The sequence below is a fragment of the Providencia xihuensis genome, assembly GCF_041953405.1.
GTDB lineage: Bacteria > Pseudomonadota > Gammaproteobacteria > Enterobacterales > Enterobacteriaceae > Providencia > Providencia vermicola.
This window is the reverse complement of the sequence record NZ_CP169565.1, coordinates 4,068,728-4,083,719: the sequence shown is the minus strand read 5'-3', so window position 1 is coordinate 4,083,719 and position 14,992 is coordinate 4,068,728. Positions and strand designations below refer to the sequence as shown.

Here is a 14,992-nt window from a genome sequence, read left to right as displayed (position 1 = left end):
TTTAATGATACGCGAATTAGTCAGCAAGAAAAAGCCCTTATCCGCGAACGAATAAGGGCTTTCAAACTGATTGATTAATCAATGATTATAAAGAGGCGATCGTCACTTTCTGCGCTTCAATTTTCGCTTTCGCTTCAATATTGGCAGCGAGGCGCTCACGTTCTTTTTCGACAACCGCAGCAGGTGCGCGGCTGACAAAACCGTCATTGGCCAGCTTGCTTTCGATAGTGTCGATTTCTTTCGTGACTTTTTCCAGCTCTTTATCTAAGCGTGCTAATTCTGCGTCTTTATCGACTAAGCCCGCCATTGGGATCAACAGCTCTGCACCGTTAACCAGTTTGGTCACAGACACAGGAGCCTCTTCACCGTCCGCTAAAACACGGATTGTTGCAAGGCGAGCCATCGATTTGATAAAGTTTTGGTTCTCTTCAACGCGACGTTGTGCATCTGCTGAAGCGCCGCGCAGCATGACATCCAGTGGTTTACCTGGGGAGATATTCATTTCAGCACGAATATTACGTACTGCAATAATCGCTTCTTTGATCCACTCAAGGTCGTTGAGCGCTAGCTCATCCACTTTCGCCGCATCAAATTCAGGGAACGCTTGTAACATAATGGTATCGGCTTCGATGCCTTTAACCACTTTCACCCGCTGCCAGATAGTTTCAGTGATAAACGGAATGATAGGGTGTGCAAGGCGCAGTAAGCCTTCAAGCACTTCAATCAGCGTGAAACGTGCTGCACGAACTTGGGCTTCGTTACCTTTATGAACCGCAGGTTTAGACAGCTCTAAGTACCAGTCACAGAATTCGTTCCATGTGAAATCGTACAGGATATTCGCTGCGATATCATAACGATAGGTATCCAACGCTTCACGGTAAGCTTTAACCGTTTGGTTAAACTCTGCCATGATCCAGCGATCGGCTAATGAGAAGCTCATTTCGCCCCCGTTTTGGCCGCAATCTTGATTTTCTGTGTTCATCAGCACGAAACGGCTTGCGTTCCAAAGCTTATTACAGAAGTTACGGTAGCCAGATAACCGCTTCATATCCCAGTTGATGTCACGACCCGTTGAAGCCAGTGCAGCTAAGGTGAAACGCAGGGCGTCAGTACCATGAGCTTCGATACCTTCTGGGTATTCTTTGCGAGTACGTTTAGCAATTTTTTCAGCCAGTTGTGGCTGCATCATGTTGCCCGTACGTTTTTCTAGCAGGTCTTCCAGTGAAATCCCGTCAATCATATCCAATGGGTCAATCACGTTCCCTTTGGATTTCGACATTTTTTGGCCTTCTTCATCACGAATAAGACCTGTCATGTAGACGGTTTTAAATGGTACTTGTGGCTCGCCGTTTTCATCTTTGATGAAATGCATGGTCATCATGATCATACGGGCAATCCAGAAGAAAATGATATCGAAGCCGCTGACTAATACATCTGTTGGGTGGAATGTTTTCAGGGCATCGGTATTTTCTGGCCAGCCGAGTGTCGAGAACGTCCATAGGCCTGATGAGAACCAGGTGTCCAGCACGTCTTCGTCTTGGCGCAGTGCAACATCTGCCGATAAATTATTTTCACGGCGAACTTCGTCTTCATCGCGACCGACGTAAACATTGCCTTTTTCATCATACCATGCAGGAATGCGGTGACCCCACCATAATTGGCGAGAAATACACCAGTCTTGAATATCGCGCATCCAAGAGAAATACATGTTTTCGTATTGGCGTGGGACGAATTGAATTCGGCCATCTTCAACGGCTTTGATAGCGTCTTTCGCTAAAGGTGCAGTACGCACGTACCATTGGTCAGTTAGCATTGGTTCGATAACAACACCACCGCGGTCGCCATAAGGTACGGTTAAATCGTGTGGTTTAACTTCAACTAATAAGCCGAGTGAATCGAATTCAGCAACGATGGCTTTACGTGCAGCAAAACGCTCCATTCCACGGTAGTTTTCAGGAATTTCACAGCTGTACGCGGTAGATGGGTGCCCGTTAGTATCAAAAACTTCCGCTTCGTGACGAACGTTACCGTCTAAGTCCATCATGTTAATCATGGTTAACTGATGGCGTTTACCCACTTCATAGTCATTAAAGTCATGAGCTGGGGTGATTTTCACGCAGCCTGTGCCTTTTTCCATATCTGCGTGTTCGTCACCCACAATTGGAATACGGCGATTAATAATTGGTAGAATGATTTCTTTACCAATTAAATCTTTATAACGTGGATCTTCGGGGTTAACTGCAACACCCGTATCCCCTAACATGGTTTCAGGGCGAGTGGTTGCAACCACTAAATAATCTTTACCTTCAGCCGTTTTTGCGCCATCAGCCAGAGGGTAGCGCAGGTGCCACATGGAACCTTTGATTTCACGGTTTTCGACTTCAAGGTCAGAAATCGCGGTATGCAGTTTGGGATCCCAGTTAACCAGGCGTTTGCCACGGTAAATCAGATTTTCTTTGTACATGCGTACGAAAGCTTCTTTAACCGCTTTGGACAAACCTTCGTCCATGGTGAAGCGCTCGCGATCCCAATCAACAGAGTCACCTAAACGGCGCATTTGTTGGGAAATTGTGCCGCCTGATTCTGCTTTCCACTGCCAAATTTTGTCGATGAACGGCTCACGACCGTAATCGTAGCGAGTTTTACCTTCTTCTGCCGCGATTTTACGCTCAACCACCATCTGGGTTGCGATACCCGCATGGTCAGTACCCGTTTGCCATAAGGTATTTTTACCTTGCATACGCTGGTAACGGATCATGGTATCCATGATAGTTTGTTGGAAAGCGTGCCCCATGTGCAGGCTACCCGTGACGTTCGGTGGTGGAATGACGACACAGAAACTGTCCTGGGTGGTATCCCCATTAGGTTTAAAATAACCGCTTTTCTCCCAATGAGCATACAAGTTTTGCTCAATCTCTGCGGGGTTATAGGTTTTATCGAGCGAAGGCTCATTCATTGGGCTATCTGGTTTCTTTTCCATCGTCTTTATATTCAGTAAGTTGGCGGCGTCGCCATAGTCAAATTGAAGCCGACGCTACGGTATGTTTTATACCGTTCACGCGCCAACTGTTTTAAAGTTTCATCAATAGGTACGAAGTCTATCACTTCATGGAAAGCTGTTGCAAAATCTGCGAACTTCGACTGCAAATTAATCAAAATATCCCGCGGCGTATTACCCCGCTTTGCAGGCCAACAAATTTCAATAGGCGCACCATAACGTGGGCCTTCTCCAGCCAAATTATGCGGCACAAACTGATGAGGGTCACGTTGCCACAAAGCTTCATCAATCTTTTCGGCTTGCTGCTGTGTTTCACAAGCAATCAAAACCCGCTTCCCATGACGCCACATTTGTGCGGCAAGCTCACACGCTAACCATTCGTGGGCTTCGTATTCAGCTTGTGGGGAGGGCTGGTTAAGTTGATAGAATGTACCTTTTTTCATAATACCCGTTATACCCGTCATACTTAAATTTGTAGGGGTGTTGGCTTCGCGCTTTCACCTTAGTCACATACTTTTGTATGCTCCTAAGGCCTCAAGCCCTTGCCGCCTACCTACAAATTCAATTATTTAGGGTATAGCTAAAAATGCCATACTTAAATTTGTAGGGGTGTTGGCTTCGCGCTTTCACCTTAGTCACAGTCTTTTGTCTGCATCTAAGGCCTCAGGCCCTTGCCGCCTACCTACAAACTGAATTATTTAAGGTATAGCTTAAATGGCTATCCTTCAATTTGTAGGGGTGTTGGCTACGCGCTTTCACCTTAGTCACAGTCTTTTGTCTGCACCTAAGGCCTCAGGCCCTTGCCGCCTACCTACAAATTCAATTATTTAGGGTATAGCTAAAAATGCCATACTTAAATTTGTAGGGGTGTTGGCTTCGCGCTTTCACCTTAGTCACAGTCTTTTGTCTGCATCTAAGGCCTCAGGCCCTTGCCGCCTACCTACAAACTGAATTATTTAGGGTATAGCTTAAATGGCTATCCTTCAATTTGTAGGGGTGTTGGCGACACTTTTTAAGTCGCCTAGCGCAAGATGATATCTATGCTGAATTATATCCTTTTTTGTGGCTGCCTCAAAATGGCTTTATGCGTGTAGTGAAAACCAAAAAAACAATATCCCGAATCGCTATTGCTCATCGGGATATTTTTATGGACGAAGTACAGCGATTTCACCTAAACGGGATTATTCGTCACCATTTAAGCCAGCACGGTTCAATAAGAACTGCGCTAACATGGAAACAGGGCGACCTGTTGCCCCTTTCGCTGCGCCTGAACGCCATGCTGTTCCTGCGATATCGAGGTGCGCCCAGTTATATTTGGTCGCAAAACGAGATAGGAAGCAGCCCGCAGTGATTGCACCCGCTGGACGCCCACCCGTATTCGCTAAATCCGCAAAGTTCGGCGTGATTTGGTCAAAATACTCATCCGCTAACGGTAAGCGCCATGCTCTGTCACCTGCTTGCTCAGAGGCATTTAACAGCTCATGCGCCAGAGGATTATGATTCGACATCAAACCGGTGTAGTGGCTACCTAAAGCAATCACACACGCACCTGTTAGGGTTGCGATATCGATAACCAATTCTGGGTCAAAACGCTCAACGTAGGTCAGCGCATCACATAACACTAAACGACCTTCCGCATCGGTATTTAACACCTCAACCGTTTGGCCTGACATGGTTGTGAGAATATCACCAGGGCGATAAGCACGGCCACCTGGCATGTTTTCACAGCCAGCCAGTACCCCAATCACGTTGATAGGCAACTGTAACTCAGTGATGAAGCGCATCACACCGTAAACAGACGCGGCACCACACATATCGTATTTCATTTCATCCATGCCATCGGCAGGTTTGATTGAAATACCGCCTGAGTCAAAGGTTAAGCCTTTGCCTAACAGAACGATTGGTTTGCTCTCTGGGTCTGGATTGCCTTTATACTCCATGATGGACATCAGGGATTCATTCTGTGAACCTTGACCCACTGCGAGATAGGCATTCATACCCAATTCTTTCATTTGTTCTTCACCGATCACGCGAGTGGTCAGTTTGCTGTCTGAAAGGTCTGCTAATTGGCGTGCTTGAGACGCTAAATAACCCGCATTACAGATGTTTGGCGGCATATTGCTCAAGTCTTTAGCGGCTTTAACACCCGAGGCGATAGCCAGACCGTGAGAAATTGCACGCTCACCGCTGGTCAGTTCACGGCGAGTTGGTACATTAAACACCAATTTACGCAGTGGACGGCGATGTTCTGTTTTATTACTTTTCAGTTGATCAAACACATACAGCGATTCTTTTGCAGTTTCGACGGCTTGACGGACTTTCCAGTAGTTATTACGGCCTTTTACATGTAATTCAGTTAGGAAGCACACAGCTTCCATTGAGCCTGTTTCATTCAGAGTACTAATTGTTTTCTGAATAATTTGTTTAAATTGGCGCTCGTCTAACTCGCGTTCTTTACCGCAACCGATAAGTAGAATGCGTTCAGACAGAACGTTAGGCACATGATGGAGTAGCAGGGATTGACCTACTTTACCTTCAAGTTCGCCACGGCGCAGCAGGGCGCTGATATATCCGTCACTGATTTTGTCCAACTGTTCAGCAATTGGGGACAGACGGCGTGGTTCAAAGACACCGACAACGATACATGCGCTGCGTTGTTTCTCCGGGCTACCACTTTTTACACTAAACTCCATGCGTTCTCCTGAATCTTAAAGACAAAGGCCGATGCTCCCGCTAAAATTAGCGTTTCGCATGATCTACCTCATAGAGAATAAACTCTTTATGTTAAACTAACCATCTATACGCGAAATAACTCACGTTGTATGCTGTTTATCGCGAAACAACGTGAAGTATGGCAAGTATATCTGGTTTCACGAATATTAAGCATGTTCTGATATTTCAATCAGTATAGAGAATGCTTTTATATCATTCTAGCCATACAATAAACCAGAGTATATGTTAGTAAATGGCAGACATTTAACGAACTTAGCCATTTTCTTCCCAAAAGACAAGTTTTCACAGGCGTAATAAGCGTGATCATTATTAGATATTTGGTACGGGAAACCCTGAAAAGTCAGTTAGCCATACTTTTTGTATTGATGCTAATCTTTTTTAGCCAGAAGTCGATAGACATTCTGGGCGCAGCTGTTCAGGGCAATATTCCCTCAAACTTAGTACTTCCTTTGTTGGGGTTAGGTGTGCCTGAAATGGCGCAGCTTATCTTGCCTTTAAGCCTATTTCTTGGGCTATTGATGACATACAGTAAACTTTACACTGAAAGCGAAATTACGGTGATGCATGCCTGTGGCTTGGGCAAAAGTGTGTTAGTTAAAGCCGCGTTAGTTCTTGCCGCGATCACCGCCATGGTCGCGATTGCCAATATTACATGGATGTTGCCATGGTCATCGCAATATCAAGAACAAGTGCTTGCGGATGCAAAAGCAAATCCAGGGCTTGCGGCAATGGTGGAAGGGCAATTTAAAACCACAAAAGATGGCAACTATGTGCTGTATATTGGTGATGTTAAAGGAAGCAACTTTAAAAATGTTTTCCTCGCCCAGTTACGTGCGGCGAACGAACAGCGCCCTTCAGTTGTCGTGGCAGATAGCGGCTATATGAAAGAAGATCCAGACGGTCGCCAAGTGGTTGTTCTTAATGAAGGAACTCGCTACGAAGGAACGGCATTGCTGCGAGATTTTCGTATTACAGATTTTGTGAATTATCAAGCAATTGTGGATCATCAATCAGGTGAAACACGTAATGACCGTGTTGAGCAAAAAAATATGCTGCAACTGTGGGAGGAAAATACCCCAGAAGTCAATGCAGAGTTTCACTGGCGCTTGACGATTGTTTTCTCTGTGGTGGTCATGGCCTTGATGGTGGTGCCATTAAGTGAAGTGAACCCGCGTCAAGGGCGCGTGCTCAGTATGTTGCCTGCAATGTTGCTGTATTTAATTTTCTTCTTGCTGCAAAGTACCTTACGTAATAGTGCAGATAAGGGTGATATTGACCCGCGTTATACTATGTGGGCGGTGAATTTAGGCTACTTGGTCTTGGCGGTGATCCTCAATGCGTGGAACACAGTCCCAATGCGCCGTATGCGTCTTAAATTGAGTAAAGGGGCAGCTTGATGTTTGGAGTTTTAGATAGATATATCGGGCGAACCATCCTAAATTCCATTTTGGTGACGCTATTTTTATTGGTTTCGCTGTCTGGGATCATTAAATTTGTCGAGCAGCTTCGCAAAGTCGGTGATGGTGATTACACTGCATTGAGTGCAGGGGTGTTCACCCTCTTGACCGTACCAAAAGACATCGACATTTTCTTTCCGATGGCTGCGTTACTAGGTGCTTTAATGGGGCTTGGCGCATTGGCCTCGCGTAGTGAATTAGTCGTTATGCAAGCCTCGGGTTTTACACGCTTGCAAATCGCCTTGTCTGTCATGAAAACGGCTATTCCTCTGGTGATTGTCGCGATGTTTATTGGCGAGTGGGTTGCGCCCGCGGGTGAGCAATGGGCGCGAAATTACCGTGCAGAAAAAATTGTCGGTAACTCGTTAGTCGTGACAGATGAAGGAATGTGGGCGAAAGATGGTCGTGACTTCATCCATATTCAGCGCATTAACAATTCAACATCGATCCAAGACATCTCTGTTTATCGCTTTGATGAACAACAAAAATTAAAATCGGTGATGTTTGCTTCAAGTGGTGAGTATGATACCGCTAATCAGCAGTGGGTGTTATCTCAAGTGGATGAGTCAATTTTAAGCAGTGAGAAAAAAATCACAGGTTCACAACGACTTAGTGTTGATTGGAAAACGAATCTGACCCCTGAAAAACTGGGAATTGTCTCTCTGAATGCGGATTCGTTATCAATCCGCGGACTGTATCAATACGTCTCATACCTTAAAGAGAGCGGCCAAGTGGCGGCGGTATATGAGCTGAGTTTGTGGAAAAAAATCTTAGCTCCATTGTCTGCGGCGGTCATGATGTTAATGGCGGTTTCCTTTATTTTTGGGCCATTACGTACCGTACCCATGGGTGTGCGAGTCGTATCGGGGATTGTCGGCGGTTTCTTATTTTACGTGCTAAACCAAGGGTTTGGTAACTGGAGCCTTGTCTATTCGGTTCCACCCATTATTGCTGCTATCTTGCCAAGTTTACTGTTCTTAATTGTCAGTATTGTCTTATTAGTCAAACGAAAATAATCGTTTTGTTATTGATAAAAGGCTGTGGGTCTTCGGATTTCACAGCCTTTTTCTTTTATTGCCATTTACTCAGAAAATAATTACCCAAGTTGCTGATGAGTTCGAGTAATTTAGTTTGTGGCCGAAACAAGATGTATTGCTGCTTATTTCCTTCCGTTGCCCTGATATATTCCCCTTTAACGCCAATAACGTTCGAACCGCTTCTATTGGCTAATTGCTGCGCATAAGAGAAAATACCACCATTGGCTGTGTAGGATTGCTGAATAGAGTAGGCATTTTCCCACTCTTTTTTTGCAAATTCTTTCTGTACTTGTTGGCGTGTATCACTGACCAATTGCTTATATTCTTTTGTGTCTTCCAGCTTAATTTTACATGTTTTTAATTGATGACAATTTAATTGGTTAAGGTCTATTTCGATACTAGTGGGTTTCTTAGGGGCAGGAAAAGCATTTTGGTGATTGCAGATCTTTCTGAGCTGCTGCACTAATTCAGAGACGTTTCCTTGCTTAGTGGCGCTGGGGCGGAGTACATGAGGTAATAAAATAGAAGCGATTTTCATCTTGATTCCTGTCTTTGTCTTCGAAGAGGTTTCAAGAATATCGCTTAGATTGGATTACGTATTATACAAATCGCTAGAAGGAAAACAGCCTGAATGGATCAGGCTGTTGAGGTTGTTGACAAAGCAAGATAAAAGCGTGGTTTTTCCTGCTTTGTGTTATCAGCCGAAAATCAATAAATTGATTTTCCTAATTTATTTTCAAAACCTATCCAACCTGCAGTCAAACCTCATCGGTTTGTCAGCAGTCTGAACAGCCTGAATGGATCAGGCTGTTGTTGCAATTAACGTGAGAACTCGGGTAAATCCGCGTCTTAGGGTAGGGGTATAGCTCGCCATTGCCTGTAAAGCGTCGACGGTACCCTTTCAATGTTTTCCATACGCATGGTTAGATGAGAGGGATGCGACCAGGTCATTGACGCCAATAGTTAACTTACTAAATTTGCTGCTATCCTTGCGCGTCATCACCACAAAGACCCCAATATTTTGTTGTGGAATCATCGCCATATAGGTATTAAACCCACCACCACCACCTGTTTTTTGGTAAATGCCAGGAATGCCATTTTTCGGTTTCATATACACCCAACCAAGGCCTAACCCATCAGCATGACCCGCAACATCCATTCCTTTAATTTCTAACAGCTTTTCACGAGGGAAATAAATACCCTGTTCTCGCGCAGCTGTAGCTTTACGCAGGTTAGTATCAGTGGATAAAAACTGTTGCATCCACTTTTGCATATCCGCAGGGGTTGAGTACACACCGCCACTGCCAGCCGCCGCAAGGGTGTTATGACAAGGACTTGGTTTAGTCCCTTCCATTAAACGGGCGCATTGCGCATTACTTGGGGTATAGGTGGTTTCTGTCATTTTTGCAGGTGAGGTGACATAGTGGCTAAATAATTGCGGGTATGGCTGTCCAGTGGCTTTTATCATCGCGTCAGCTAATAAGTCGTAAGCAAGGTTGGAATAGGAGGCTTCTGTTCCTGGTGTTGCATCTAACTTGCCTGTTTTTAGCCATGTCCAGCGGTTATCTTGTGTCGGCCAAATAAACACAGGGCGACCCCATTTTCCACCAGGTTGTTCACGCGGCAAACCACTGGTGTGGCTAGCAAGATGATATAAGCGAATTGGCTGCCCACTGGCGTTATCAGGCACGGTAACACCTTGATAAGCATACTGTTGTAGTGGATCTGTAATTAGCAGTTTTTTGTCTTGCTCAAGCTTAATTAATATTTCGCTTGTCATTAATTTGGTAATTGATGCTATGCGAATTAATGAATTTGGGCCGGGTTTTTTTCCATTACCCGGTGCAGTTTCCCCATAATAACGAGATAACGTTTGGTTATTATCGATAACAATAATCGCCATACCTCGCGCATCACTTTCATTAAAAATACGATTAGCATATAAATCGACAATCTTAGCGACGCGCTCGTAAGTCCTTCTATCTCCCTCAAAAACCTGCCAATCTGAGGATTCAACATCATTACCTTGTAAAAACTTAGGTGTTTTCTCTGTCTTGGTTGAACATGCCATTAAAGCAAGGGACAACGCAGATACAGACAGAATTTTTAGAAATGATTTCTTCATGTTTGGAGCCAGCCGATATGATTGTTTGTAAGTGGCTTTTCAGCCAATCTTATTTTTTCTTAGCGAAAATCTTCATCACCACACCAATTAAGATGCCAATAAAGATACCTGTTGCTATCCACCCAACAAAACCCATGATAAAGCCTTTCAACATTGCACTAGATTGCGGTTAAACTAACAAAAATAATAGGCTATCGCTAGCCACCCAAGCATGGATACGATAAAAATAATTAGCAAAAAACTAACATACTCATAAATGAATATATAAACAAAAGAAGCTTTCCTACTCGCACACGATATTATTGTTCAATATGCTTTATTTTTAATCGAACAATCGCTCCTTGCACGAATAAGTGTTGCCAGTAGACACAAGGCAAGTATAATGGCAGCGTTTTCCAAGAAACACATCACTTCAGTGCCGGAGTGGCGGAATTGGTAGACGCAGTTGATTCAAAATCAACCGCCTTCGGGTGTGCCGGTTCGAGTCCGGCCTTCGGCACCATAAGAACATCAAGAGACGTCAACTGACGTCTTTTTTTGTATCTAAAATCCAGTATTTGCAAGGCTTCCCCCGCGTTTTCAGTCAATGTATGTCAACTTAACTCAACCCACATCAACCTCCGAGTGAGTATATAACTGAGTATATCTTCGCTTCGATAATGTTTGTATACTCATTATATCTCGAATTACCAATGCTAAAGCAATGCAGGCGCAGCCTTTGGCGTAGATACTTAGTTGTTTATGTAACTCGAAATCATCGACTGTAATCTGAGATATCTCGTTTATATGCTCACTCTGTGGTGAAGAGGATAAAGAATATGGCATTAACCGATACAAAAGTTCGTGCAGCTAAACCTGAAGATAAAGCTTATACACTGACAGACAGTGATGGCTTGTTTCTTTATATTCACCCCAATGGTTCTAAATATTGGCGTTTCCGTTTTCGCTTTGGCGGTAAACAACACTTGATGGCTTTTGGTGTATACCCTGAAATTTCTTTAGCGGATGCAAGAGAAAGAAGGGATGCTGCCAGAAAGCAAGTCGCTTTAGGTATCGATCCTCGCGAGCTCAAGAAAGAATTAAAGGAAGAACAGCAAAAGGAATTTAACACCTTTGAGAAGGTAGCTCGTGATTGGCATGCGACCAATAAAAAATGGATAGAGAGCCATAGTCACCGAGTACTCAAAAGTCTTGAAGACAATATCTTTGCTGCTATTGGTAAATGTAATATTGCCGAGCTGAAAACCCGTGATCTACTCGAACCTATCAAGGCCGTAGAGATGTCTGGACGTCTTGAGGTGGCGGCACGTTTACAGCAACGAGTGACTGCTATTATGCGCTATGCAGTACAAAGCGGTTTAATCGACTATAATCCAGCGCAGGATATGGCTGGCGCAGTCGCCACAGGCAAACGAGTCCACAGAGCAGCCTTAGAACTTAAACGCCTACCTGAGTTCTTACAACGTATTGATGATTATAAAGGAAGACCTTTAACTAAACTTGCAGTCAAACTCACCTTATTAGTCTTTATTCGTTCCAGTGAACTGCGTTTCGCCCGTTGGGATGAAATCGATTTTGAAAATGCCATGTGGACGATCCCCGCTGAACGTGAAGCGATAGAAGGGGTTAAATACTCCCATCGCGGATCAAAAATGCGCACAACCCATTTAGTTCCTTTAAGTAGACAAGCCATTGAGATCTTAAAACATATCTATCAATTCAGCGGTAACCACGAACTGATCTTTATCGGTGATCATAACCCTAGAAAACCCATGAGTGAAAACACGGTAAACAATGCATTACGTGTGATGGGCTATGATACGAAGACGGAAGTCTGTGGACATGGTTTTAGAACTATGGCATGTAGTTCGCTGATCGAGTCAGGGCTGTGGTCGAAGGATGCAGTAGAAAGGCAAATGAGCCACCAAGAACGTAATTCAGTAAGAGCTGCTTATATTCATAAGGCTGAACATATTGAGGAAAGACGACTGATGGTGCAATGGTGGGCTGATTATCTGGATGCGAATAGGGAAAGGGAAATTTCGCCGTTTAGTTTTGCTAAATTAGGCAATGAGATAGTGTGAGGCTTGCAGATACAGTTTTACATACCTTGCTAAATGCTCATCAAAGGCTGGTCAGTAAAGTAAGAATAAATCAGGTTATTGAATTGTTGGAATAGAAATGAAGGCTTACGGGACATAGCATCCGCCACGCGATGAGCACAATTTTGCATGAGAAGGGATATAACTCTGCATGGATTGAAAGCCAGCTCGCACATATAGATAAGAATACGATCCGTGGTAGGTATAATCATGTTCAGTATATGGATGGGCACAAAGAAATGATGCAGCGGTATGCGGATTACATGGATGAGTTGGAGGGGAGCTTGGATAATGTGGTTAGAGTGAATTTTAAGTAACTAAAATAGCCATCTGTACGCATTTACGTACAGATGGCTTTGTAAGATGGGTTATATTCGCGATTTCATGCAATTTATATCGAAAATTAGTGAAGCGGACTCCCTAAGCAGATGGTAATCCAAGTTTGTCAAAGAATGCTCGGTTACGCTCTCCTGCAGCTTTCACCAATTGATCAAAACTAATCACTTCGATATAAGCGTGGGAAGGTTCGTTATAACCGAAATAGCCCATCCCATCAGATGTGATCCGTAAATTGCCCCGACGACAGCGTCGGTGCATAGATTCAGTGAGGTCACAGAGAACGTAACAATAGCCAGGTATGTCATTATTACCTGGAATTGGGCGGCCATTCTTTGTAGTTACTTTCCCTTCACGTATCCGCTCTAAATAACTTAGCGCTTGATCAATAGGATCTTTATCTTCACCTTCTCGCATATCATTTCGCATTGGTCGTTTGATTTCGACAACGGTAATGGCTGCAAGTGGGAAGCTGCTTTGGTCATTAACAAGAAGTGGGTTGTCGAATACTCTCATGCTAAGTAAATCAGGTTCTTTTGTAGAATTATTACCAGTGATAGGCATTGAGTTGAGCGTTTTATCAGAAGCTAAATAGTTATGAAATGCCAAACGTTCGTCAATTAACCAAAGGTTGCAGGAATCAAGGAAAACCTCGCCGGAATCTTTGCGCATAGGCATGATAAGTTCATGGATCATATCTTCACGGGCGTATTTTCCATCTTCTAGCCGCTCAATAGATTTTTGTAGAAGGTCAATAATCACCTTGCGGTGAGAAACATAATTGGCAAGATCTGACTTTTTAAGGTCCCCGGCTTTGCGTAGGTACTCGCTTAGTCGTTCCTTATATTCTTCTACATGTTCTTTATTCTGGGGCTGCATGATATCGTGGCCTTCGCTCACCAGTTGACGCTCTACCTCGTACCATTGAGCATGTAAATGCAACTCTAGTTCTTTATCTGACTTCTCAGGGTCAACGATCAGTAAATCTTCTGGAACATAATTTGCAATAGGGCGATAGCGAGGTGCATGGTTGTCGATGAAATCATCCACTCTAACTTTTCCTGCTGACACATTTTTAGTTAGAACGTCTTGCAGGTACTCCTTGGTTCGAGCCAATATTGCTTCTCGAATATCTTTGAAAGTTACTTCGTTGAGCATGTCTTCAACATCTTCGGTAATATCAAACGAAGTTCGTTCACTGCGCACATGTTGATTTAGATATTCGGAAGATACATAGCAGGTATAGGTGAATTCACCGCAAGGGTCAGATATTTTTGCGTAGAGACCAGGAAGCTTGCCTTGTATAGATTCTTCCTTAACAAGTCGATTAGCGGCACAGAGTGCTAGCTGATGTTTTTTATTAACGGAGGCACGGAATTTGATATGAGTTAAGTCAAACTGATGGTCCCGAATTGTAATAGTTTCGATAAATGCGCTGGCATGCATATGTTCTTCGAGTAAATTATCAAGGTCAATAATCTCGCCCAAATCCTCTAAAAGAATCTTAGGAGCGCTTCCTTGCCGCACAAAGTACCAGAGTACATGTTCCAATAATTGGTTAGCTATAGACAGGCCTCTTGAAGGAACATGCTTGCGAAGGTTTTCATCAAAATTAATCAGTTTAATAATCGTACCTGGTTGTTGAGATGTGGCCTCAACAAGTTTTTCACCATGAATTCCTGATTTATCATTGAAGCGAAATATGCGTTTTTTAAGTTTACTGTTAATATCGAAAAAGTGGCTTTCTATTTCAACTAAATCAAATGCCTTTAACCACATCAGACGACCAACACCTCGGCATCCCTTGTCAATTTTATGGTCGGAATCTAGAGTTTTAAATGACTTAACGTTGATTTCATTAAAACCACAGCCATTATCAATTATGGTGAATCCGATAATTGGCGGCTGAGACTTTATATCTAAATCCAAGCTAACTTGCGTGGCTCGATTAATGCGGAGAGTGATCTTTCCATCAGGAAGATTATTCATCTCTTCAATTGAATGGATGGAGTTTACCACAGCCTCGAATACAGGCATTAAACCGTGATTTTTGGGCAGCGAAGTGTTTCGTAAACGGCCTTTTAAATTTGTTTGTAAACTCACAGCTCAGCTACTCCCTTTAATCGTTATTACAGAGAAATCATCTTTAGCAAAAATTTGATCTCATTTGCTTCCATGACTGCTTTCACTGATACTTAATGTTT

Annotated in this window: 9 protein-coding genes, 1 tRNA gene and 1 pseudogene; 5 read left to right on the top strand and 6 right to left on the bottom strand. The window is 43.6% G+C overall.

Features of this window, described 5'->3' with window-relative positions; translation table 11 throughout:
* Positions 1-85: 85 nt before the first annotated feature.
* The 3 genes from ACE2AL_RS18495 to pepA form a co-directional block, all read right to left on the bottom strand.
* A complete protein-coding gene (locus ACE2AL_RS18495) occupies positions 86-2,956 on the bottom strand; it encodes a valine--tRNA ligase (RefSeq protein ID WP_206083783.1) in 2,871 nt (956 codons plus the stop codon).
* Between the two features lie 35 nt (positions 2,957-2,991).
* A complete protein-coding gene (locus ACE2AL_RS18490; protein WP_375083756.1) occupies positions 2,992-3,441 on the bottom strand; it encodes a DNA polymerase III subunit chi in 450 nt (149 codons plus the stop codon).
* Between the two features lie 738 nt (positions 3,442-4,179).
* Positions 4,180-5,691: a leucyl aminopeptidase gene (pepA, locus tag ACE2AL_RS18485; protein ID WP_206083278.1), complete on the bottom strand. Its 1,512-nt coding sequence runs from the start codon at positions 5,689-5,691 to the stop codon at positions 4,180-4,182.
* Between the two features lie 339 nt (positions 5,692-6,030).
* Between pepA and lptF the strand changes: the two genes are divergently transcribed.
* Entirely contained in the window at positions 6,031-7,128 is a 1,098-nt protein-coding gene (gene lptF, locus ACE2AL_RS18480; RefSeq protein ID WP_375083755.1) for an LPS export ABC transporter permease LptF, read from the top strand.
* Positions 7,128-8,204 carry an LPS export ABC transporter permease LptG gene (gene lptG / locus ACE2AL_RS18475; RefSeq protein WP_206083281.1) on the top strand — a complete coding sequence of 359 codons (1,077 nt, stop codon included), beginning with the start codon at positions 7,128-7,130 and terminating at the stop codon, positions 8,202-8,204. The genes lptF and lptG overlap by 1 nt, the downstream gene beginning before the upstream one ends.
* Before the next feature lie 55 nt (positions 8,205-8,259).
* On the opposite strand, the gene ACE2AL_RS18470 is transcribed toward lptG, so the two are convergent.
* The gene (locus tag ACE2AL_RS18470) at positions 8,260-8,763 is read right to left on the bottom strand and encodes a hypothetical protein (protein WP_375083754.1); all 504 of its coding nucleotides are present in this window, start codon (positions 8,761-8,763) and stop codon (positions 8,260-8,262) included.
* Between the two features lie 363 nt (positions 8,764-9,126).
* Entirely contained in the window at positions 9,127-10,350 is a 1,224-nt protein-coding gene (ampH, locus tag ACE2AL_RS18465; RefSeq protein ID WP_206083283.1) for a D-alanyl-D-alanine-carboxypeptidase/endopeptidase AmpH, read from the bottom strand.
* 417 nt (positions 10,351-10,767) lie between these two features.
* On the opposite strand from ampH, the gene ACE2AL_RS18460 reads away from it, so the two are divergent.
* From ACE2AL_RS18460 to ACE2AL_RS18450, 3 genes and pseudogenes are all read left to right on the top strand, one after another.
* Positions 10,768-10,852 (top strand) — tRNA-Leu (locus tag ACE2AL_RS18460).
* 316 nt (positions 10,853-11,168) lie between these two features.
* On the top strand, positions 11,169-12,434 hold the full coding sequence (locus tag ACE2AL_RS18455; RefSeq protein WP_206083284.1) for an integrase arm-type DNA-binding domain-containing protein: 1,266 nt from the start codon (positions 11,169-11,171) through the stop codon (positions 12,432-12,434).
* A gap of 101 nt (positions 12,435-12,535) precedes the next feature.
* Positions 12,536-12,769 (top strand): annotated as a pseudogene (locus tag ACE2AL_RS18450) (tyrosine-type recombinase/integrase); the annotation flags it as partial.
* A gap of 103 nt (positions 12,770-12,872) precedes the next feature.
* On the opposite strand, the gene ACE2AL_RS18445 reads toward ACE2AL_RS18450, so the two are convergent.
* Positions 12,873-14,891, bottom strand: coding sequence for an ATP-binding protein (locus tag ACE2AL_RS18445; RefSeq protein WP_206083285.1), 2,019 nt, complete (start codon positions 14,889-14,891; stop codon positions 12,873-12,875).
* Between the last annotated feature and the right edge of the window lie 101 nt (positions 14,892-14,992).

Coding starts and splice junctions, on each gene's coding strand:
- ACE2AL_RS18495 (WP_206083783.1), bottom strand. CDS start 2,956: ATGAATGAGCCTTCGCTCGATAAAACCTATAACCCCGCAGAGATTGAG.
- ACE2AL_RS18490 (WP_375083756.1), bottom strand. CDS start 3,441: ATGAAAAAAGGTACATTCTATCAACTTAACCAGCCCTCCCCACAAGCT.
- pepA (WP_206083278.1), bottom strand. CDS start 5,691: ATGGAGTTTAGTGTAAAAAGTGGTAGCCCGGAGAAACAACGCAGCGCA.
- lptG (WP_206083281.1), top strand. CDS start 7,128: ATGTTTGGAGTTTTAGATAGATATATCGGGCGAACCATCCTAAATTCC.
- ACE2AL_RS18470 (WP_375083754.1), bottom strand. CDS start 8,763: ATGAAAATCGCTTCTATTTTATTACCTCATGTACTCCGCCCCAGCGCC.
- ampH (WP_206083283.1), bottom strand. CDS start 10,350: ATGAAGAAATCATTTCTAAAAATTCTGTCTGTATCTGCGTTGTCCCTT.
- ACE2AL_RS18455 (WP_206083284.1), top strand. CDS start 11,169: ATGGCATTAACCGATACAAAAGTTCGTGCAGCTAAACCTGAAGATAAA.